This window comes from Pedobacter humicola, from assembly GCF_056490705.1.
In genome coordinates this window covers 591,141-614,239 of sequence record NZ_JBWJIG010000002.1, presented here as the reverse complement: position 1 = coordinate 614,239, position 23,099 = coordinate 591,141, and the positions used below count along the sequence as shown (strand labels likewise).

Below are 23,099 nucleotides of genomic sequence, written 5' to 3'. Positions count from 1 at the left end.
AACAGATGGAAATAAATAAAACCGACAATAGCAGGCGTACCTTTCTGAAAACATCATTGATTGCAACAGGCGGGTTAATGATCCATTTTAGCGGACTTGCCAAACTGGCTTTGCCCCATAATGACAATGGATTGCCCGCAGCGCATTGGACAGAGATTAACGGCTATATTAAAATCGCTGCGGATAACTCCATTACGCTTATCTGTCCAAACCCGGAATTCGGACAGAATGTAATGACTTCGCTGCCAATGATCGTTGCTGAGGAGCTTGATGTCGACTGGCAAAATGTGACGGTGGAAATGGGCCCTCACGACAATGTTAAACTCGGACCGCAATTCACAGGAGGAAGCAATTCCATGCGGATGTACTGGAAACCGTTACGAGAAGCAGGTGCAACGGCAAGAAATATGTTGATGCAGGCAGCGGCGCAAGCTTGGGCAGTGCCGATTGAAGAGCTAACGAGCAAAATGGGCATGATTTATCATGAAAAAAGTGGTAAGAAAGGCAAGTATGGTGAATTTGCTTCCAAAGCAGCGGCGGTTCCTGTACCAAAAGGCGTGAAGTTAAAGGACGTGAAGGATTTTAGTATCGTTAGAAAGTCGCAAAAAAATGTGGAAGGGAAAAAGATAATAAGTGGAAAACCACTTTTTGGGCTTGATTACAAACATGAGGGTATGCTGATCGCCATGATTCAGCATCCACCTGGTTTTGGTATGAAGCTGAAATCTTTTGATGCTTCCCAATGCCTGAAAATGCCCGGGGTGAAAGATGTTTTTAGTTTGAAACTTTATGAGGATGGTTTTGCCCAGGGTGGTTTTGATACGAGAACTTTTAATGAACTCCTTGTAGTTGTTGGTAAAACGACTTGGGAGGTGATGAATGCAAGGAAGAAGCTAATTGTTGAATGGATGCCAGCCGGCGATGTAAAAGATACAATGGCGGGCCGGGGAGAAAACCGTACAGTTATTGTTCCGGGTGAGTTGGAAAGTACCGAAAGTCAATATAAAAAAATGCTGGAGTATGGGGCACGGCCAGCCCAGTTGTTGCGCCGGGATGGCGACCCTGAAACCGGTTTCAAAAATGCGAAAACGATTATTGAGCGTACATATACAGCACCTTTTCTTGCACACAACTGTATGGAACCCATGAATTTTTTCGCCCATGTTACCGATGAAAAGGCATTACTCGTGGGGCCGCTTCAGGCGCCAGGCTGGACAGAGCCTACGCTGATGAAAGTGCTCAACCTTCCAGCCGATAAGATAGAAATACAAATGACCAGAATGGGAGGTGGCTTCGGGCGAAGGGCTTACGGACATTATCTCATTGAAGCCGCTCTGATTTCAAAGAAGATCAAGGCGCCGGTCAAATTGATCTACTCGCGTGAAGATGATACAACCTATGGTATTTACCGCCCGATGTATACCGCTACCTACAGGGCAGCGCTCGATGACAATAAGAAGCTATTGGCCTTTCATGTCAAGGGAGGCGGTATTCCCGAAAATGCTGTACACGCTAACCGGTTTCCTGCCGGAGCAATTGATCATTATCTGGCAGAGGGATGGCAAATTCCTTCAAATATTACGATAGGTGCTTTCAGAGCGCCCCGATCTAATTTTGCAGCTGCCGCTGAACAATCTTTTCTGGATGAACTGGCTGAAGCCATGGAGAAAGACCCTATTGATTTTCGGCTGGAACTTTTAAAAAGGGCAAAAGACAACCCGGTTGGGAAAAATAATGAATATGATCCTGCCCGTTACGCCGGTGTGCTGAGCTTGGTAAAGGAGAAATCCGGCTGGTCAGATCCTTCCAATAAAAAGTTTAGCCGGGGTGTTGCCGCTTATTTTTGTCATAACTCTTATGCTGCGCATGTTGTAGATATGTTTTTAAAGGATGGTGAACCTTACGTGGAACGTGTTTTCAGTGCGGTTGACGCTGGAATTGTAATCAACCCTGATGCTGCAACCAATATGGTGCAGGGCGCTGTTGTAGACGGAATAGGAAATAGCTTGTATGGCGGGCTTACCCACAAAAATGGTGTGGTTCAAGAGAATAACTTCCATACATACCGTATTATAAGAATGCATGAAGCGCCGAAAATGGTTAATGTTTCATTTGTCAAAAATGATATCGACCCAACAGGTTTAGGTGAGCCACCTTTTCCCCCGGTTTTTGGGGCCGTAGCAAATGCGCTGTATAAGGCAACAGGAAAACGCCATTACCAGCAGCCTTTTGCTATGCCGCAACCCGAACCTACAAGTGTCTAATTCAAATTGGATAATTATACATAATATGATTACTTTAAATATTAATAAGAAGGAATATAAACTTGATGCTGATCCCGAAACACCACTCTTGTGGATACTAAGAGATCACGTTGGTCTTGTAGGAACAAAATTTGGATGTGGTGTTGCACAATGCGGCGCCTGTGTGGTTCATTTAGACGGACAGGCTGTTCGTTCCTGTGTAACAAAGGCCATCCGTGCTCAGGGCAAAAAAGTGGTAACAATCGAAGGCTTGTCCGAAAAGAATAACCATCCTTTGCAAAAGGCCTGGTTGGAACTGGACGTATCCCAATGCGGCTACTGCCAGGCTGGGCAGATCATGTCGGCCGCTGTTCTGCTGAAAGAAAATAAGAACCCTTCAGATGAGGATATTAATGATGCCATGGCAGGGAATATTTGTCGTTGCGGAACTTATCTTCGAATTAGGGATGCGATCAAGCTGGCAGCAAAAGACAGCATCTCAAAATAAATTCTTACTAAAGAAACCATATGTTATCAGATTCCTTTGGGCGTATACATGATTATCTTCGAATATTCTTAACAGATAATTGTAATTTTCGCTGTTTTACTGCATGCCGGAAGAAGAATATGATTTCACGCCAGCTTCAAGATTGATGCAGACAGATGAAATTATGCAGCTGGCCAAGATATTTGTAGAACAGGGGGTAAAAAAATACGTTTGACCGGAGGGGAACCTTTGGTAAGAAAGGATGCCGCTTCAATTATTTCTGAGCTGGGAAAACTTCCGGTAGAACTTGTAATTACTACAAACGGAACAAGAATTACCGAAATGCTACCAGTTTTGCGAGAAGCAGGAGTTAAAAGTATAAATATCAGTCTGGATGGGTATTTCGGCAAAAGTGGTTCTTCCCACTTTTGGTGGTTTTAGTCGCTGAATATTTAAATGAATTTAATAAAAAATATCGGCTGTAATGCACCTAACATAGTTATTTGTCATACAATGATTAGATGACAATTCCTTTTTAACCCAAGAAGAACATATTACTAATTGTCATGAACGCCAATTAGAGGATTCAGGTGTTATTAGAAGAGGTCTGTTGTGCAATTAAACAAAATACTGACCACCAAAAGTGAGTAAGAACCACTTTTAGCGAATCCCCACTTCGTGGCATTTTCCGGTAACTACTTTAATTCGCATAATTTAGATTGAAAACTAAATTAACCAAAGTTTTGCCGCCTTCGCTTAAAAAGTTTTCCGTCAATATTTATCTAAAGTCATAATTAGAAATTTTCTCCCAAAAAGATTAAGAATATCAGCTATTTAATGTAACTTAGACTAAAGTATATATACTTTAGTCTTTATGCATATAATGTGTTTTTATGTGGATAAAAGTATTAACCTTTGCTATTAAAATCCAAAGAAATTCCACTAACTTTGATTCTTCGTGCTTAATAAAAAAAAGTAGGTCTACTTTTTTTATTAAGCAGCTTATATCTGTCACTCCACAAAACGTTTTTCCTCTATTCATTTGCTTTATTGTCCCTTTTATGTTAAAAATTGACTATAAAGTGCTAAACTCTTGGATTTGTCGAAATAATATTATAACTTTATACTAAAGTATATATACTTTAGTATTTTATGCATATAATGCATTTTTATTCATTGAACTTGCATGAACTCCATCGAAATAAGCATGGACGATTTGCATTTGTCCGAAATAATCTTTAACTTCGTAAACAGAAAGTATATATACTTTCTGTCTTGATCTTTTTATCATGGCCAATAAACCAAGATTCATCTCCGTCCTCCCAGAAATCATTAAAACTTTTACCAGCACGGGCAAAAATGTATTCGGGAAAAAGGAAATCTCGGAAATTTTTGAGGAGCACAAGGATCGCTGGCGCCTTCCGCTTTATATGGACCTGAACCTCTTCATGGATCAATTGGCAAAACAAACTTTTGTTAAGGAAGCTGAAATTGCATTTCCTGAGGTTCCCACTGGTAGACTCTTTTATTTTGATGTGGCATCAGTTTATGAGATTGCTTGTGGTATTTTTCCAAAAGGCTATTTATCCCATTATTCCGCGATGTATTTTTGGGGATTAACAGAGCAAATTCCCAAGAGCATCTACCTTACCGTAGAGCAGTCTAACAGTCCAACAAAATCTATAAGGAATATACTGGAACAGGATAACGTTGATGCTGCATTTAGAAAGCCACAACGTCAATCGGAGACTACCTCCGTTTTCGGAGATTTTACGCTGACTCTATTGCGTGGTAAATACACTAAAAACTTAGGTGTATCGGAAGCGCCCAATTTTGAGCACGTAAGAATAACGGATTTGGAGCGAACTTTAATTGATGTGGTTGTCAGGCCAGCCTATTCAGGTGGAGTCTCCGAGGTACTGAAGGCCTTTCGAAATGTAAACGAATTGCATAAAATATCAGTTAATAGACTTTCGGGATACCTCAACAAAATGAATTTTATTTATCCCTATCATCAGGCCATTGGCTTTTATCTGGAAGCCGCAGGTTATAAGAGCTCTCAGGTAGACATTTTTGTGGGTCGTGACAAATTTGTGGATTTTTACCTCACCTACGACATGCGTGATATGGATTATTCCGAAAAGTGGCGTATTTATTATCCCAAAGGATTAATCTGATCAATCCAACAAATGCTCTAAGTTCTCCAGAAAATACTCGAAATAGAAATCAAATCCTTTATCTTTTGACTTGTTGCTTATTGTATCTACGACTGCCTGGTATCCCTGTCTATGTATCTCCTCCATAGATCTTATCTTTCTCAGGTAGGTCGTAGGGACTTTTTTTGCCTCAAAGACGAATTTGAGCGTTTCTATAGACTCGGCTGAAGTCAAGTCTATATCAAAGTTTTCCATGATCTCATAAATATCAAAGAAGTCACGTGCCCTCGCTCTGTCATCTTCGCTTCTAAGCTTAGTTTGCTTAAGTACGTCACTGTAATATTCAGGTAGTTTTTGTGCCAGCGCCCTCAATTTTTCAAACACAATTAGCTCTGGTGCATATATGTAAAAATAAATACCATCTATGTCGACCATTTTTTTGTGGGATCCAACATATTCAAATTTACTGATATCCACCTTGAATTTTGTGGAATTGTCGGGATTCAAAGCCATAGCATTTCGACGTATCAACTCTATATCACCGTTGTACTGGTCGTATTTTTCCTTACTGATTATTTTAAAAACAAGCATGTATCCACCCCAAAATTTTTGAAGGTCAGGATCCTGAGTTTTCGGCTTTTCAACGATCTGAAGATCAAATACGACCAGGTCATTGCTTGCGAATCCCTCTACCATGGTTTTTTCTAACCGGTACTTTATTTCCTCAATATCCCCAAAATCTTCCTCCATAGAAAAATCAAGGTCATAAGAAGCGCGGTCCTCTAGCCCATAACCCAGACTAATGGCATTTCCACCCTTCAATACCAGCGCTTCCATTAAATCATCATCCTGCATTAATGAGGTGATGGTTAATTTCTTAATCTTATTTATCGTTTCTATGTCTATCATATCTCTCTTTACCAAATTTAATCATAATATCCCGTTATTCTCGCAGGGGGGCAAGAACTTAATTTAAAATAGCTCTAAAACTAGTCACAAATGTGTGTGTTGATGCGGTTGGATTAAACCGAAATGTCACTTTTTATTTAATACTTGGATTGTCAGGTTATCAAAACATTTAAGCCAAAATAATTATGCTATTATTTGCTGTCCATTATATTTTATTGCATTCATAGGTTGGATAATTTATACTGGACTGATCAAAAAGAATTTAAAACAAAATATGTCATTGTTTTATTTTGGAAGCATTTCACTATTATCTAGGTAATTATTGTTTTGATATCTATTTAGTGTTTTCTTTGGTTTTTTAAGACGAAATATTTATAACCTAAAATCTTCCGTCCTATCAAAAATCCACCGTTTTTAATGTAAACCGCATGTGACCCATGCTTAGTCGCATTATTACTGACCAACATCATGTCACTTAAAGAAATCCTTTAACCACTCGGGTGTTTTGCAAGATGTATTTTTGTATACACAAAAAAATCTTGCGCCCTTGAGGTCGGGTATTTCCTCGGAACTCGGAAATACTAATGACAAAATTAAAAGCGGAATTATATAATTTAAAGCTGAGATGTTAAAGTCAACCAATATCATTTTTGGTGTTAAGCTTTAAATCATTTTCCGAGGGAATACTAATAGAATCTAACAGCATTAATAATGCTTCGAAAGATTGCGGTAAGTCTTAAAACAATTTTAAAGCTTATGTTTTGAGCTTTAGGTCTTTGTATAGGAACTTCAGCATATCACATGGGTCAACATCGATAGCCATAGCGACTAAATATAGTTCGCCGGCTCTTAAGAATGAATTATTTTTTGTTGTTAAACGAGTCATCCTTGTCTTGCTTATGCCAGTTTTTAAGCTAACCTGTGATTTATTCACTGATCGTTGTGCTAAAAACAAACCAAAGTCTGTAAGGGTATTTTTATCGTTCACTTTCAAAAGAGTTTTTTATCTTTCTAAATTTACATTATGCAATAATTTAAGCTCAAAATATTTTAAATTGGATACATTATGTGTATATTTGTATATATAATGTATCAATATTTAAGTTGAAATATTGATTTGTTTGTTGAATTATTAATATTGCGGCTGTTTCAAAAAAATATAGGAAGCATTCGCACTTCGAGTCTCGTCTTAGAAACGTAGGAAATTTCACAAGAACACGGGAGGATAAGTGACAGTGCTCACGCTATAGGCGTGGGCCTGCTTATTCGTGTTCTGGTCTCCTACGACCTCTAAGACGGTAAGTGGGTACCGCGCCTTTTTTAGGTAAACACTTCCTATGAGCCTCGTTTAATCACTACGAGGATGTTCGGATATAGTAAAATGTCGGATAACGAGCTGATTTTCTTTCTAAAAAAAGGAGATGAGAGTGCATACACTGAAATTTACAATCGATATTTTGAATTGATGTTCCTATTTGCTTTTAAGAGACTGGAGGATGAGGATCTTGCAAAGGATTTTGTGCAGGAGTTATTCCTAAACCTTTGGAATAAGAGAGAAGGAATATTTGAAGATGGAAAGCTTTCTTCATACCTCTATATCTATTTAAGAAGCAGGCTATTCGATTATTTTGCACATCGAAAAATCGAAAATAAATACATTGAATTTCTAAAGACTTATCAGATTTCTAATTATGAAAGTACGGATCACCTGATAAGGGAACAAGACCTAATAAGGTATATAGAAAAACAAATACACACACTTCCTAAAAAGATGAGGCGAATTTTTGAACTAAGCAGAAAGGAGCACCTTTCGCATAAAGAAATCGCAAATAAGTTAAATACCTCAGAAAACAATGTTTCATCACATATACATAGTGCCTTGAAGATCTTCAAGGCGAAATTAAAATCAATCTAAAAAGTTAAATATCATTCACTATAATTGATTTATTCATTCAAATCACTTGAAGTAATTGGTCCCCACACTTCTGTGGCTTGTGGTTCCCACAAAAGACAATTTTCTTATATACTCTAAAAATGTTGCCCTTTTTAGTAATTCCACATTCAGTATTTAGATCATAAAATATATAACGTTACGAAATTAATAATACGTTAGGTATAACCAGCGTAGTGCTGAGATAATGCTAAATTCTGTTTTTACTTTTAAGCTTGACCAATGCTTATGAGAAAGATTTTGTTAGAGCGAATTCCTCCAGAAAAATTGATTGAAATCGTTAAGAAAAAAGGTGTTAAACTGTCTGTAAATCAAGCAAAAGAAGCCTTGGATTTACTATATATTTTAGCTATATTGGAAATAGAGCAAATGTTAAAGAGATGATTACAGCAGATTTATATATAAGAGTAAGCACCGACGAACAGGCTGATAAGGGGTATTCCCAACGCAATCAGGAAGAGGTTCTACAAAAATATTGTGTTGCAAGAGATATAAAGGTCAGAAAAGTTGTATTTGAAGATCATTCTGCCAAAAGCTTTGTGCGACCCGCATGGCAAAAATTATTGGCTGATTTAAAAAAGAAGAGAGGACAAACGGATTTAGTACTTTTCACCAAATGGGACAGATTCAGTAGAAATGCGGGAGACGCCTACCAGATGATAAAAATTCTGGGTGATCTCGGTATAGAGCCGCAGGCCATTGAGCAACCTCTTGATATCTCCATTCCTGAAAACAAAATGATGCTGGCTTTCTATCTTGCAGCTCCCGAGGTTGAGAATGATAGACGAGCACTCAATACTTTTCACGGAATGAGGAGGGCAAGGAAAGAAGGGCGATGGATGGGGCCTGCTCCCATCGGTTATGCTAACAAAATAACCGAAGACGGGCGTAAGTATATTTGTCCTGTTGAGCCCCAGGCTTCAATAATGAAGTGGGTATATGAAGAATTATCTACGGGTAAGTGGTTTATTGATCAGATATGGAAGGCAGCATTTGATAAAGGGCTGAAGACGGGTAGAAAAAATTTTTGGCAGATAATTAGAAATCCCATTTACTGCGGTAGGATACCTATTGCAAAGTATAAGGATGAGGAAGCTCATACGGTTATGGGACAACACAAGGCGATAGTTTCGGAAAGAATCTTTTATAAAGCCATGGATGTTTTGAGCGGAAGAAGCAAACCAAAAAAGACAACTATATCTTCTCTTGATGCGCTTCCCTTGCGTGGCTTTTTGATATGTCCAAAGTGCGGCTACATGCTCTCAGGCAGTGCTTCAAAAGGTTACAGCAAGCACTATCACTATTACCATTGCTTTTCGAAATGTGGGGTGAGATATAACGCGGAAAAAGTCAATAAGCTTTTCGTGGAGGAGCTAAAAAAATATACTATAGATCCACTGTTGCATGAGGCCTATGCTATGATTTTGAAACAGGTTTATCAAGCTTTCTCAAGTGAAGATAATAATGAATTATCAAATGTAAAAAAACAGCTGGAGGAGTTTAATAACAGAATTTCTAAGGCAAGGGACAAAATGCTCAACGATGTGATTCTTGATTTTGAGTACAGGAAAATAAAATCAGACTGTGAAAGAAATATCCTTATTCTTGAAAATAGACTCATAGATTTATCCAGGGGAAAAGAGAATATTGGTGAATTAATCGGAAAAGCGACTGGATTGCTGAAAAACCTTCATGAAACATATATAGAGGCAGACTCTGAGGGAAAAAGAAGATTAATCAGTTCGATCTATCCCCAAAAACTCACTTTTGATGGCACACAACATCGAACTGTTCGAACGAATGAGGCTGTACGCGTTCTAGGTACTTTAAAGGCCATTTTTGAGGGCAAAAAAAAGGGGCAAACCAAACAAAAATTTGATTTGCCCACTATGGTAGCGGGGAGCAGGATCGAACTGCCGACCTCAGGGTTATGAATCCTGCGCTCTAACCATCTGAGCTACCCCGCCGGGTCAAAATATTTGTGATATAGTACAAATATTTACATGGTTATTTTTTGGAGCTGCAAATATAAGACTTAATTTCTTTTCAATGAAATTAAAAGTAAAATATTCATTAAGGGCTTTGATATCAGTAAATTATTTGTTTGGGCTATAACCAAAAATCCTTTATCTCCTATATTTTCTTAAGCAATGCGCGCTACGGTAAAGCCGGCATTTAATAGTCCCTGATTTAGAAATGTTATTTCTTTTTAACGAATATGTATTTGATATTATACCAGGCAACCTCGTCATTCTTGCTTTTCATCTCCTCAGGGCCTTTAAAGAGATATGGATTGTTGTTAAAATAGCGGGTGTATTTTACTTCGCCAGAGTTGTGCCCGTTTTCTCCTGCCAGAGATGGCGGAGTATGCTTTTGGAAACTGTAGAAGCATACATAGTGTTCCAACGTATCGTTTCTTTTTATTCCATAAAATTCCCAGAAGTCGGCATAGCGGTTCCATCGGTAAACGCTATCTTTCCTTAACTCATATCTGAAATCATTAATTTCATATTCAAAAGGCCTTTCCAAAATACTGTCTTTCGACATCGTTAATGTATGATAAAAGTAGTCGGATAATTTTGTAGGATTCCAGAAGGATTCGGGTTTATCCGTATTTGAAATTTCAATACCTCCATGCTCTGAGCCTCTGTAGGCCTTGAATGCTATAATTTCTTTTCGTAAGAAAGTGTAGGTATCTACTTCTTTTTTGGTTCCGCCATCAGTCTTTTCAGGTAAATTGGGTGCATCGCTATCCTTGCTACATGATTGTGCTAAAAACAGGCAGGTAAAGAATAGAAAAACAATGGTGCTGTTTTTAAAAAGAACTGGTTTGATCATCATTCGATAGATGGTTTAAATGTTATAATTATACTTTCTCCGGAATAATGATTAAATGACGAAGGTAACCCAATCCATTAATAAAACCAAATATAATTAGATAGCGGTGTATGATTAATGTGTTAAATTGCCTGAAGGATGATGAGCTATTCTGGTTACCAGCTTGTCTCCAGGCTTACTTCTGCTGTACCGAATATTCACCTGTTCTTTACCCTTTAGGTAAGCAATTGGTAAAGGATAGGTAAGCAATAGGTAGAGAATAGGTAAAGAAAAGGTAGAGAATAGGTAAGCAAAGGGTTAACCAGGGGTTAACTTGGTATAGGGAATTTCGGAGTTAGAATAATAAGTTTGGAATTTAGAGCCTGGAGTTTGGAGTGGATTACTGGATTTGCGTTTGGCGTCAACTCATCAGTCCCGAACCCGCAGTTGATTAACCACTTTAGCTATTGGCTATAACTATTGACCAATGAACGACTGACAAGTGAACCAATGAACCAATGCCGGGCGAACCAATGAGCTATAGATCAATGAACTAACGAAGCAATTGTATTAGCGATGATACAAAAAAAGCGGGTGTTAATGATTAGTGTTGCAGATGTAGAATAAATTACCTTTCTTTAGAAAAATAATAATAATAATAGTCCGGAAATTATTCTGGTAGTGTACTAACATGGCAGAAAAGAAAAAATTTACACTCGAGTACGAAGTTAGATCGTCACCAAGAATATTGTATAGTTTTATAAGTGAACCTAACGGTTTATCACAATGGTTTGCCGATGATGTAAATTTCCGCGATCAGGTATATACTTTTACCTGGGATGATGAGCAATTAAAGGCAAAACTGGTTTCTATTAAAGAAAATAAACTGGTCAAGTTTAAATGGCTGGATGATGAGCCTCAATGTTATTTTGAGATGGAAATCGTGCAGGACGAACTGACCAATGATGTAGCCCTCTCGATCACCGATTTTACTACTGATGAGCTTCTTGCAGAGAAAAAATTAATATGGGATAACCAGATCGATTATCTGATTAGTGTTTTGGGTGCATAAAATTATCCACGCATTGTTTACCTTTGTCAGGTGAAAAAAATACATCTTCTGTTAATAAAGGCATTTGTGAGGCCATTCATTGCAACTTTTTTTGTAATGATGTTTATCCTATTGATGTTCTTTCTGTTTAAATGGATTGATGATTTAATAGGGAAAGGTTTCGAATGGTACACCATTCTGGAACTGATGTATTATGCTTCGGCTGCCAATGTATCTATGGCGCTGCCACTCTCAGTGTTGCTTTCTTCCATCATGACTTTTGGCTCGCTCGGCGAAAACTATGAGCTTGTGGCCATTAAATCGGCAGGGATTTCTTTACAAAGGGCCATGCGGCCGCTGTTTGTGGTGATCCTGATCCTCACCATCGGTTCCTTCTTTTTTTCCAATTACATGCTGCCCAAAGCCAATTTAAAATTTGGCTCCCTTTTATACGATATCAGGAACAAAAAACTGTCTTTTTTGATTAAACCGGGCGTTTTTAACAATGCCATACCGGGTTATGCCATCCGTGTCGATTCTAAGGAAGAAGACGGTACCCTGCACAATATTATGATTTACGACCATCGGGAGAATAACGGGATCCCGAAAATCATCCTGGCCAAGGAAGGCAAGATGGGTAAAACTACCGATGGTAAATTTTTGGTTCTTAACCTCAAAAATGGGGTACAGTACGAGGAACAGGCTTCAAAAAATGGCATGTATAACCCGCGTCAGGTGTTTACGCGCAACCGCTTTAGGGCAACAGAACCGCGTTTTGATCTTTCTTCTTTTAACCAGAGCAGCACCGACCCCAATGCTTTTGGCAACAGTACACCGATGTTAAACCTCAAAGGCATCACCAAAAAGCACGATTCGCTCAGCAAGCAGTTAGATACCCTAAAAATGAGGACGATTGCCAACCTCACCAGTAATTTTAAACAGTTTAATACCACTAAGGGTTATACCAAGATAAAAGCCGTACCGAAAACGATCGATGATGTGATGTTGAAGAGCATACCGAACGGATCGCGGAAACTTGCTTTGGATAATGCAACCAATGTGGTGGCCAATATTATGCAGCATGTACCCAACTGGGGGCCACGCCAAACCGATTTAACCGGTGAAATTATTTTTACCAGAGTAGAATACCAGCGTAAGTTTACCCTGGCGGCTTCTTGTATCCTCCTGTTTTTTATCGGCGCACCTTTGGGTGCCATCATCAGAAAAGGGGGAATGGGTTTACCAGTTGTAGTGGCCATCTGTTTCTTCCTGGTCTACCACATTATTACTACCGTAGCCGAAAAATCTGCCCGCGAAGGAAACCTGAACCCCATATTCGGGATGTGGATTGCCGTAATTGTACTGTCGCCACTGGCTGCCTTTTTAACATATAAAGCTACGGTTGATTCGGCCCTTTTTGACGTCAACTATTACAAACAGCTTATCCTTAAAGTGTTTAAAAAGAAGGAGAAATAGCCCTCGTTTCCTTTACTTACAAATGATATTTTAATCCAAATAATGCTTAATAAGGTTGTACATTTGTACAGGTTTATCGTTGCTGAATAAATTGATTTTAATGCGCCTTGAGCACGAACAGCCCCATAATGCTAAATAAAATGCAAACAAAATTAAACACAATAGAAGAGGCCATCGCAGATATAAAAGCTGGTAAAGTGATTATTGTTGTAGATGACGAGAATAGAGAGAACGAAGGTGATTTTTTAACGGCTGCCGAAAATGCCACGCCCGAGATCATCAATTTTATGGCTACTTACGGCCGTGGTTTAATCTGTGCTCCCTTAACAGAAGAACGTTGTAAGGAGCTTAACCTAAACCTGATGGTGGGTAAGAATACTGCTGCTTATGAAACCAATTTTACCGTTTCAGTAGATCTTGTTGGTCATGGTTGTACCACGGGGATATCGGCAAGCGACCGTTCTAAAACGATGCTGGCTTTAGTAGATCCTAAAACCAACCCTGAAGAGCTGGGCCGGCCGGGACACATTTTTCCATTAATTGCCAAGGATGGTGGGGTAATCCGCCGTGCAGGTCACACCGAAGCTGCGGTAGATTTAGCTCGTTTGGCCGGAATGAAACCTGCTGGTTTACTGGTGGAGATTTTAAAGGAAGACGGCGAAATGGCCCGACTTCCGGATTTATTCAAAATTGCCGAACAGCACCAGTTAAAAATTATCTCTATAGAAGATCTGATCGCTTACCGTTTAACCATGGATAGCCTGATTAAACAAGAGGTGACCATCGATTTACCTACAGCCTGGGGCGATTTTAAAATGACCGCTTATACCCAGCTGGATAACAATGCCACACACCTGGCCATTTCTAAAGGCACCTGGACAGCAGATGAACCTATTTTGGCACGTGTACACAGTTCTTGTGTAACCGGAGATATTTTTGGCTCATGCCGCTGCGATTGCGGACCTCAACTGCACAAGGCTTTGGAGATGATCGAGAAGGAGGGTAAAGGCATTGTGGTATACATGAACCAGGAGGGCAGGGGTATCGGACTGATCAACAAATTACGTTCGTACAACTTGCAGGATGCAGGTTTTGATACCGTAGAAGCCAATATTAAATTAGGCTTTAAAGGCGATGAGCGCGATTATGGCGTAGGGGCACAGATCCTGAGATCAGAAGGTGTGACCAAAATGCGCCTGATGAGCAACAACCCAACCAAAAGAGCCGGTTTGATCGGCTATGGTTTAGAAGTAGTAGAAAACATTCCGATCGAAATTGCCAGTAACGTACATAACGAACGTTATTTAACCACCAAAAGGGATAAAATGGGTCATTCGATCATGAAAGGATAGGGGTTGAGTTTGGAGCCGGACGTTTGGCGTTTGGAGTTTCTGGAATTGAGCCTAATAAATAATTAAAGACCAACAGTTGAACGTGCGTTTGAATGTTGGTTTTTTTTGTTTTATGTATGTTTCTTACCGTGAACTCCATATTTGCGTCCTCCTGAACTTGTTTCAGGATCTATAGAACATAATAGGTGAAATGGATAATGGAATCAAATCCGAGGTCGACTTAGGGCCAGGTTTCTACCTTTCCGCATGATTACAGGTTACAAAGTTCTCCGCATTAAGATAGTCCTGAGTCTTTAGTTCTCAGTCTGCAGTTGATTAATCGTCAGTCGCTACCCTCCTCAACGCTAACCGCCTAATCCCACTTACTTCTTCTGGTTCCCCTTTGTCTGATTAATAATCGCATCCCTGTTAATCGATTTGTTGGTTTTAACAGGGGCTTCGCTTTGTTTGCGTTTCAGGTTGCGGCGGTATGCGCCAGAAATTTTCTGAATAAATTCTTTAAACGTATCAAATTGCTGCGTGTACACCAAACCGAACGAAGTTACATTCGCTGTTGGGCTGATCCCGCTGTTTAAGAAAATACTTTGTTGTGTAGGTGGTTTATTGGCTGCTTTAACTGTTAAGCTACCATCTTTTTTAATCAGATAAAGTGCTTCCACCTCACTACCCACATTATTGTTGTTGAAACTGATAATGGTAAAATCATTTATACTATTACGGTCTACAATACCCGCATTCACAATTAAACGGTCGTTAAAGAATTTGAAAGACGCATTGGCTTCGCTTAACGAGCGAACATTCAGATCGACAAAGTTTAAGTTTAACGAAGAAAGTACATTGTTAAACTGGTTAAATACCAGCTCGGTAGCCGTACTCGTTGCGGTAGAACTCAATTGGTTTCCGATCGATTGACCACCGTTACCCGGCGCAAAACTTCTTCTGATAATTAAACTGAAGGCCTGTAAGTTCAGGTTGTTCTGATCGCTGAAATAAGTCTGCAGCTCTTCCTTGATCGAGGGTTGTGCAGGGAAATTGATATCCAGTTTAATGTCCGGTTTTAACAGCAATCCTGTTAATCCCATCTCTACCTCGGTATTTACCCTTTGGTTGGCATTGCTGCTCGCATCGCGGTTGGCCGCCTTATACAGGTCGTTTAAACTCGCTCTTAAAGCATATACCGCTTTTAAGTTAATCTGTGCAGCGGTAGGGTTCCCCGTCCAGCGGATGGTTCCTCCTTGCCTGATTTCGAACTTTTTGTTGATCACCTCCTGGGCCGTAAAATCAAAACTTCCCGTTTCGATAATATAATCTCCCGACATCTCGAAATCGCCAAAACTATTGATGTTCAGGTTCAGATCGGCATTACCCTTGCCACTTAGATTGCCCAGTGTGGTATAAATATTGGCGGTGGTATTCTGATCGATGCTGAGTTTGAAGGTAAGGGTTAACCCGTCAAAGTTGGTTTTCTTTTTTACCAGCACCGCCGAATCCCTGGTCACGAAGTTAATGAAATCTTTATCTGAAACGGTTTCCGAGCTGTTTAAAGGAAGATTGAAGACCGTGCCTTTTTCAGTTTTCGCCTTAATATCGATCTTCATTTTGTTGGTAGGCCCGGTAAAGCTAAATACTCCTGTGCCATAAGCCCTGCCATAATACACCGAATTGTCTTTTGCGGTCGTATTCAGGGCCATTAAATTATTGGCTTCCAGTTTCACGTTTAAGGTAGGGTAATTGATGTCGTTCAGATCAACGGTACCTTCTTTTACGGTAGCCTCATGGCCTTCCAGGTCACTTAAGGTGAAGTTATTTAATTTGACTACACTATTGTCTATTTCTACCTTATCGGTAATCACATAGGTGGTTTTAAGGTAATTCACCATCAGCTGGCCTTTATCAAAAGATACGCTTCCGTTGATTTCGGGTTTATCCAGTTTTCCCTTTACGGTTAAATCAGCAGAGATGTTCCCTTTCAGGTTCGATACCAGCTGTTTTACAAATGGTTCTAAAATGGTGAGTTTACTGTCGTCCATTTTTACACCCAGATCGATTTGTTGTTCTTTTAAATCCAGATTTCCTGTCAGTTTAAAGGTTTCCGAACCGTCTGCCACCACCCGGGTAAATATGTTGATTTTTTTGCTTTCGTTAGTGTATGATGAAGTATCGGTTAACGTGCCGATGTAGATATCGTTAAAGTTTAACGAATCGATTTTTAAATCGTCAGTCACCCTTGGGGCTTTTAATATACCATATACATCCGTGGTGCCATTCAGGTTTCCACCCAACTTCACACCAAAGCCTTTGGTAAACGGGTTAAGCGTTTTTAAACTGAAATCTTTAAAGCCAACGCTGATCAGGTCTTTAGGATCTTCCGAAATTAATCCATCGATAATCAATTGCTGTTTTCCGTTGGTGAGGTCGAAGTTGCTGATTTCCGTTTTGCCATTGTTCAGTACAATACGCACTTTTTCCTGTATGCGCCATTCTTCACTGTTGATTTTTAAGATCGAAGGCAATACGCTCAACCTTGCAGTAGTATCCTGGTTTTTGGTAAACTCCACCAAACCGTTTAAATCGAGCTGGTTGGCCTCGTCGGAGTTCGACATTTTTACGTTGAAGGCCAAACTGTCATTCCGCAGGATGTTTGAAATGTTCACATCCTTAATAAATAAACTGTCGTTGATCTGTACCCGATCGGAAGTGACAATGAGCTGCAACTGCTGCGTGGTCGTGTTTTCATCGAGGATGATATTGTTCACCACAATGCCATTGTATTTTAGCTTTCGCACAAAACCGTTCAGGGTAGCGGTATTGTTCCGCGAGTCGAAATCGCCGGTAAGGGTAGCCCCTTCTTCCAGCTCTAAGCCCGGTGCAAAAATCTGGGCCAGTGGCTCGAACTTTTTAACCATCAGGTTAAACTGAAAAATCTGGTTTTTATATTTGATAATATCAGCCTTTAGCGAAGGGATATACGTTTTGGCGATGGCTTTGTAATAGGAAACGATAGAGTTTAAATCGTACTCGCCTTTAATGCTGGCATCTAAAATATCGGAGCGGATATCGAGCACGCGGTTGGTACCAGTACCATTGGCCATCAACTGTACCGAATCTACACTGTACACACCTTTTGGATTTTGCAACCTGATTTCTGCTATCAATAATTTACCCGAGATGTTGTTCAGGTTGGTGCCCGAAAAGTTGGTGGTAAACTTCGCATCCACCATTAACGAATCACTTAACAGCTTCAGGGCTTTTAATTTTGCCTTCGAAATGGTGGCGTTAAAGTTAAACACCGGTAGTTTAGGATTTAAGTTTACACCGCCATCGAATACCAGTTTAACGTTCTTGTCGTTAATGCTCAGTTTGCCGTCGAAATATTTTTTATCAAAAGTTCCGTCAATCTTTACATTATGGTACCTATAGTTGTTAAAGTCGATGTAAGTTACATCGCCGTTTATTTTTTCGGTTAAATCTTTGAGTTCCGTTCCGCGTCCTTTTACATATAAGGAAGAACTGATGCGGCCAAGGCTTTTTTCGCCGATCAGGTCGCCGATGTTAAAGTCGTAGCTTTTTACGTTCCCGGTGTAAGAAGGGATATCCCTTTTATCGATCTTCATGTTCACATCCGATACGATGCGGCCAAGTTTGGTCTTAAATTCGCCATAGGCGATAAAATCGTTCTGGAAACCCGTAAAACTTCCGTTAAAGTTAATGTTGCCGAATTTATTCACGATTGAGGGAACAATTTTCTTTTTGCTGTTGGTAATGCCGCCAAGCACTTCATCCAGATCGGTTTTGTTTGTTCCTGCCATCTCGATGTTCAGGTCCATAAAGGTTTCCTTCCATTTCGGCAGCCCTTTTATGATAAAATCGCCTTTAATGTGTGTGGCTTTTCCTGTTCTGATTGAAAGTTTTTTGGCTTTAAGGTTGTTCACTAAACCGGTTATCTGTCCGTCTACATCCAGGTCGAGTTTCATGGTTTCCAGTTCAGGCGCAAAGAAGGCGACATCTCTGGAGGTGATGTGGCTATCTTTAAAATTGGCTTTCATCCGAACGTTATCTACGTAGTGGTTAAAGTCTCTGTAACTTTTAAACCGCATCTGGTAATAATCGGTTAAACGGCTCTGGTTAGTTTCTAAGAGCAGATTTTGCAACTCTATGGCATTGCTATCGATCGTGGTCAGTGCCGTTAGGTTCTTTAGGTAAAATCCGCTACGCTCTTTAAAAGTCAGGTTTTTGATATTGGTTTTAACCAAATGGTTTTTCATATCCAAGCCTTCAAAAATTCCGCTCAGCTGTTTAACGTCAACATTATCAAAGTTTACACTTTTGCCCTGCGTGGTATCTTTTGCTGCATAATTTTTATACCTGAAGGCAAACTTGTTCAGGATCAGGCGCCCCAAAGTCACATCGAAGGGCTTACTTTTCTTTTTCTTTACCGTAGGTTTACCAGAATCGAAGTAGTTGATGATGAAATCGAGGTTAGAAGACTTATCTTTGAAATCCTTTAGGAAAAAATGACCATTATTAATTTGAACGGTATTAATATTGATGATCTTTTTATCAATAGACAATTGATTGATATCGACCATAAATTGTGGTGTACTCAGTAAAGTGTCTTTTTGCAGGTCCAAAACCAATAAATCTTCGAGAACGATCGATTTAAACGGTTTGATGTACAGACTCTTAATTGATATGGTGGTTTTAAGCTCTTTTGATAAGTATGCAGCAGCTTTCTGAGCAAAATAAGTTTGAACAGGCTTAAATTGCAGAGAAAAAATGACAAGCGCGAGCAGCAAAATTATTGATGCGATTACCCAAAGGAGTATTTTAAATAGTTTTTTAATAATTTTGCAGCTTAAATATTAATAATTTGTCTGTTATACTTGCTATCGAGTCCTCTTGCGATGATACATCAGTTGCTATTTGTAACAACGGCAAAATTACTGCCAATGTTATTGCAAACCAAACAATTCATCAAAATTATGGTGGTGTTATTCCTGAACTGGCTTCAAGGGTACACCAACAAAATATTGTACCTGCCGTACAACAGGCTTTAATTGATGCTAAAGTTACAAAACAGGACATTAATGCGGTCGCTTTTACGCGAGGCCCTGGTCTTTTAGGATCATTACTGGTTGGTGTTTCTTTTGCAAAATCTTTTGCATTGGCTTTAAATATACCTTTAATTTCTGTCAATCATATGCACGCGCACATCTTAGCGCACTTTATTGATGATCCCAAGCCTAATTTTCCATTCTTATGTCTTACCGTTTCGGGCGGGCATACACAGATTGTTTTGGTGAAGGATTACTTCGACATGGAAATTGTAGGCGAAACATTAGACGATGCCGCTGGTGAAGCTTTTGATAAAACTGCTAAACTCCTGGCATTGCCTTATCCGGGCGGACCATTGATTGATAAACATGCAAAGCTTGGAAATCCTTTGGCCTTTAAATTTGCTGAGCCACAGATTGCCGATCTGAATTTTAGCTTTAGTGGTTTTAAGACATCTATCCTGTATTTTATCAGGAAACAGGAAAAAGAGAACCCTAACTTTATTGCCGAAAATTTAGATGATATTTGCGCGTCGGTTCAGCACAGTATTGTGCAGATTTTACTGAATAAGCTAAAAAAAGCAGCAAAGCAGTATCACATTACTGAGGTAGCTATTGCCGGAGGTGTTTCGGCGAACTCTGGTTTAAGGAATGGGCTGCAGCAAGCTGCTGATGAGTTGGGCTGGAAGATTTATATCCCTGCATTTCAGTATTGTACCGATAATGCGGGCATGATTGCCATTGCAGGTTATCAGAAATATTTGAAACAGGACTTTGTTGGGCAGGATGTTTCGCCATTGGCACGGATGGAATTTTAGGTTGGTTGATTAGTTCATTGATCATGAGTTCATCGCAGCTAAACGCCCAGCCCCAAACGCAAGGCTAATTAAACTTCCGATTTCGGACACCCGGCCTCGGAAAAAGACTTTTAAATTAAAAAAAAACTTATGACTGGAGCATCGTTAATATTTTGGATTGTTTGTGCGGTACCGCTGATCGGGGTTTTATATTGGCTGATCAGAAACGATAAGGATAAATTAAAAGGAAGCTGGGGGGTAATCATTCTGGGTGCACTGGTTATTGCGGCACTTTTGGTAATCGTATATGTAACCAAAGATTTCAACGCGGTGTTCAGTCAGAATTAATTGGAATATTTAGTGTAATTCTTATTTAGATCTAATCTATTTAAGCGCGAATTTCTATCTTTGCGGCAAATTAAAGATAGATGAAAAAAATTATACTAGTCATTGCCGTTTTATCATTTAGTCTTCTTCGCGTGCATGCACAGAATGTTAAGATTGAAGGGCATATTAAAGACAAAAAAAGTGAAATTCCTTATGTAACGGTTTCTCTGTTGGGACAAAAGGTCCAAACAGATAGCAGAGGTTATTATTCCCTGTACATCAAAAGCGGCGTTTCATTCACATTAAATGTTAATGCTGTAGGTTACAAAGCATTTTCTCAAAATGTTTTATCGGTTAAAAATGATACGACGATAAATGTGGGCTTAGAAGCGTTAAGCAATACGCTCGATGATGTTGTGATTTCTACTTCCAGAAAACCAGAAGACATTAGAAATGTTACCTCTTCAGTTAGCATTGTAAATAAGAAAAAGCTTGAAAAGGAAATTGCCATTAACCCTGATTTGAGTGCAATACTCGCCAATCAGGTGCCTGGTTTTGCACCAACGGCCCAAACAGGTAATAATGTTGGTCAGAATTTAAGGGGGCGCCCCATGTTGGTGATGATCGACGGTGTTTCACAATCTTCGCCACTCCGAAATGCAGAGGTAGATTTAAGGTCTATCGACCCTTCAGTATTGGAACGCATAGAAGTGGTAAAGGGCGCAACTGCAATTTATGGAAACGGTGCTGCCGGTGGTTTGGTCAATTATATCACCATGGTTCCGGATACTGCCGCAAGGTTTGCCGGGAAAACCCAGATCAATTTAAACGGTTCTCTGGTGAAGGTTAAAAATTCGGAAGGTGGCCGGATTAACCAGATGTTTTATGGCAAACTTGGGAACTTCGATTACGTAGTAAGCGGGATGTACGAGCAGACCGGTGAATATAAAGATGCAAAAGGCGATGTTGTAGGCCCGAACTACAGTTTGGGTGAGACTGATAGTTATAATGCTTTTGCCAAATTTGGTTATGTGCCTGCAAAAAATCAGCGCATCCAGTTGACGTACAATACCTATAGCAGTTTGCAGAACAGTGACTTTACTTTGGTGAACGGTAATCTGGCAACAGGACAAAAAGCAACAGGTATTTTAGGCAAACCGCTTGGTATCCCTACCGGAGTTGAGTACAACCACAATTTAAATCTTTCCTATAAGATTGATAGCACCTTCCTTCATTCAAGTTTGAATGTAGATGCCTACTACGAAACCCGTAAAGATGTTTTTTATGTTTCCTTAGGCCGTTTTGATGGTGGCGATGGGCAGTCGCTCGCCAAAAACGATAAAAAGGGCGCGCGCTTGTTTTTGGAAACACCGGTATTGAACCTTGATTTCTTGAAAGCCAGGATTGCTTATGGTGCCGATTTTATGAAAGACAAAACCGCACAGCCACTGGTAGACGGCAGGGTATGGGTACCCACAATGTATATGACCAATGTAGCACCCTTTGCCCAGGCAGATTTTAATATTTTAAACAACCTGGTGTTTAAAACCGGTTTGCGCTACGAAAACGTAGATATTGCTGTTGACGATTACCGTACTTTAAGAACAACTGGTGCAAACAATACTACTGTTACGCCTTCTTTTGACGTAACCGGAGGTAATCTGAAGTATAGTACCTATCTTTTTAATGCGGGTTTAAGGTATAACCGCTTTAATGTTTTCAGTCCTTTTGTCAGTTTCTCTCAGGGCTTTTCGGTAATGGATATCGGTTTGGCCTTACGTGATGCAAAAGTGAACAGCATTGATAAGATCAATACCGATGCGGTAAAAGTTAATAATTATGAGGCTGGTTTCGAAAGCAGGGTTGCTGGATTGACATTTTCTGCTTCGGGCTACATTAGTACGTCCAAATTGGGTATTGAGGTGGTTTATGATCCTGCTACAGGTTTGTTTAATACGGCTAGAAGTCCTGAACAGATTTATGGTTTTGAACTGGCCGCCGATTACCGTTTATTGGATGAACTGGGTTTATCAGCAAGTTATAGCTATACCGAAGGTAAGCGTGATATCGACAAGAACGGAAAGTTTAGCGATGAGGGAGATCTTTACCTGAATGGCCGTCGCATTTCTGCGCCAAAGGTTACGGCTTCTGTAACTTACAGTCCATTAAAGGTTTTAGATTTAACATTAAATTATACCGGTATCAATTCGCGTAATCGGTTTGAGAAAAACGTAAACGGTGTATATAACGGAAATGAAGGTGCAGTAAAGGCTTATCATTTATTTAGTTTTGCCGGAATTTATCAGGTGAAAAAGAATACTAGGCTAAGCTTGGGGATCGACAATATTTTTAACCAGGATTATTTTCCTGCCAGGGCACAGTGGTTTATGCAGCCAGGTTTTTATTCAAAGGGAAGGGGTACTTCAGTAAACTTTGGCATTTCGGTTAGTTATTAATATTCGGTTAGTTATTAATAATA

Annotated in this window: 17 protein-coding genes and 1 tRNA gene; 13 read left to right on the top strand and 5 right to left on the bottom strand. The window is 39.6% G+C overall.

What is annotated here, in order from left to right:
* The first annotated feature begins 5 nt into the window (after positions 1-5).
* The 4 genes from AC04Q1_RS06065 (at position 6) to AC04Q1_RS06050 (ending at position 4,907) form a co-directional block, all read left to right on the top strand.
* The gene (locus AC04Q1_RS06065) at positions 6-2,264 is read left to right on the top strand and encodes a xanthine dehydrogenase family protein molybdopterin-binding subunit (protein WP_478362790.1); all 2,259 of its coding nucleotides are present in this window, start codon (positions 6-8) and stop codon (positions 2,262-2,264) included.
* A gap of 25 nt (positions 2,265-2,289) precedes the next feature.
* Entirely contained in the window at positions 2,290-2,751 is a 462-nt protein-coding gene (locus AC04Q1_RS06060; protein ID WP_478362789.1) for a (2Fe-2S)-binding protein, read from the top strand.
* Positions 2,752-2,961: 210 nt separating this feature from the next.
* Positions 2,962-3,171, top strand: coding sequence for a radical SAM protein (locus AC04Q1_RS06055; protein ID WP_478362787.1), 210 nt, complete (start codon positions 2,962-2,964; stop codon positions 3,169-3,171).
* 848 nt (positions 3,172-4,019) lie between these two features.
* Positions 4,020-4,907, top strand: a complete 888-nt coding sequence (locus tag AC04Q1_RS06050; RefSeq protein ID WP_478362785.1) for a type IV toxin-antitoxin system AbiEi family antitoxin domain-containing protein — start codon at positions 4,020-4,022, stop codon at positions 4,905-4,907.
* Here the strand turns inward: AC04Q1_RS06050 and AC04Q1_RS06045 are convergent, their stop codons facing one another.
* Both AC04Q1_RS06045 and AC04Q1_RS06040 read right to left on the bottom strand, forming a co-directional pair.
* Positions 4,908-5,795 carry a nucleotidyl transferase AbiEii/AbiGii toxin family protein gene (locus AC04Q1_RS06045; RefSeq protein WP_478362783.1) on the bottom strand — a complete coding sequence of 296 codons (888 nt, stop codon included), beginning with the start codon at positions 5,793-5,795 and terminating at the stop codon, positions 4,908-4,910.
* Positions 5,796-6,549: 754 nt separating this feature from the next.
* A complete protein-coding gene (locus tag AC04Q1_RS06040) occupies positions 6,550-6,783 on the bottom strand; it encodes a helix-turn-helix domain-containing protein (protein WP_478362841.1) in 234 nt (77 codons plus the stop codon).
* Positions 6,784-7,158: 375 nt separating this feature from the next.
* Between AC04Q1_RS06040 and AC04Q1_RS06035 the strand changes: the two genes are divergently transcribed.
* The 3 genes from AC04Q1_RS06035 to AC04Q1_RS06025 all read left to right on the top strand — a co-directional run bounded on the left by AC04Q1_RS06035 (position 7,159) and on the right by AC04Q1_RS06025 (position 9,680).
* Positions 7,159-7,710 carry an RNA polymerase sigma factor gene (locus AC04Q1_RS06035; RefSeq protein WP_478362782.1) on the top strand — a complete coding sequence of 184 codons (552 nt, stop codon included), beginning with the start codon at positions 7,159-7,161 and terminating at the stop codon, positions 7,708-7,710.
* Between the two features lie 264 nt (positions 7,711-7,974).
* Positions 7,975-8,130, top strand: coding sequence for a hypothetical protein (locus tag AC04Q1_RS06030; RefSeq protein WP_478362781.1), 156 nt, complete (start codon positions 7,975-7,977; stop codon positions 8,128-8,130).
* Positions 8,127-9,680 carry a recombinase family protein gene (locus AC04Q1_RS06025; RefSeq protein WP_478362840.1) on the top strand — a complete coding sequence of 518 codons (1,554 nt, stop codon included), beginning with the start codon at positions 8,127-8,129 and terminating at the stop codon, positions 9,678-9,680. Before AC04Q1_RS06030 ends, AC04Q1_RS06025 begins: the two co-directional genes overlap by 4 nt.
* On the opposite strand, the gene AC04Q1_RS06020 is transcribed toward AC04Q1_RS06025, so the two are convergent.
* Positions 9,637-9,713, bottom strand: a tRNA-Met gene (locus AC04Q1_RS06020). The two genes, AC04Q1_RS06025 and AC04Q1_RS06020, sit on opposite strands and share 44 nt — an antisense overlap.
* Positions 9,714-9,945: 232 nt before the next feature.
* On the bottom strand, positions 9,946-10,587 hold the full coding sequence (locus AC04Q1_RS06015; protein WP_478362779.1) for a hypothetical protein: 642 nt from the start codon (positions 10,585-10,587) through the stop codon (positions 9,946-9,948).
* A 667-nt stretch (positions 10,588-11,254) separates the two neighbouring features.
* Between AC04Q1_RS06015 and AC04Q1_RS06010 the strand changes: the two genes are divergently transcribed.
* From AC04Q1_RS06010 to AC04Q1_RS06000, 3 genes are all read left to right on the top strand, one after another.
* The gene (locus tag AC04Q1_RS06010) at positions 11,255-11,635 is read left to right on the top strand and encodes an START-like domain-containing protein (protein ID WP_055911440.1); all 381 of its coding nucleotides are present in this window, start codon (positions 11,255-11,257) and stop codon (positions 11,633-11,635) included.
* 30 nt (positions 11,636-11,665) lie between these two features.
* Positions 11,666-13,090 (top strand): LptF/LptG family permease, encoded by a 1,425-nt coding sequence (locus AC04Q1_RS06005; RefSeq protein WP_478362777.1) that lies wholly within the window; start codon positions 11,666-11,668, stop codon positions 13,088-13,090.
* Positions 13,091-13,230: 140 nt separating this feature from the next.
* Positions 13,231-14,442, top strand: a complete 1,212-nt coding sequence (locus AC04Q1_RS06000; protein WP_478362775.1) for a bifunctional 3,4-dihydroxy-2-butanone-4-phosphate synthase/GTP cyclohydrolase II — start codon at positions 13,231-13,233, stop codon at positions 14,440-14,442.
* Positions 14,443-14,804: 362 nt separating this feature from the next.
* Here AC04Q1_RS06000 and AC04Q1_RS05995 read toward each other — a convergent pair whose 3' ends face one another.
* Entirely contained in the window at positions 14,805-19,238 is a 4,434-nt protein-coding gene (locus AC04Q1_RS05995; protein ID WP_478362773.1) for a translocation/assembly module TamB domain-containing protein, read from the bottom strand.
* Between the two features lie 74 nt (positions 19,239-19,312).
* Between AC04Q1_RS05995 and tsaD the strand changes: the two genes are divergently transcribed.
* From tsaD to AC04Q1_RS05980, 3 genes are all read left to right on the top strand, one after another.
* Positions 19,313-20,314 (top strand): tRNA (adenosine(37)-N6)-threonylcarbamoyltransferase complex transferase subunit TsaD, encoded by a 1,002-nt coding sequence (tsaD, locus tag AC04Q1_RS05990; RefSeq protein WP_478362771.1) that lies wholly within the window; start codon positions 19,313-19,315, stop codon positions 20,312-20,314.
* 129 nt (positions 20,315-20,443) lie between these two features.
* Positions 20,444-20,641 (top strand): hypothetical protein, encoded by a 198-nt coding sequence (locus tag AC04Q1_RS05985; RefSeq protein WP_478362770.1) that lies wholly within the window; start codon positions 20,444-20,446, stop codon positions 20,639-20,641.
* An 80-nt stretch (positions 20,642-20,721) separates the two neighbouring features.
* Positions 20,722-23,076, top strand: coding sequence for a TonB-dependent receptor (locus AC04Q1_RS05980; protein ID WP_478362768.1), 2,355 nt, complete (start codon positions 20,722-20,724; stop codon positions 23,074-23,076).
* The last annotated feature ends 23 nt before the right edge of the window (positions 23,077-23,099 follow it).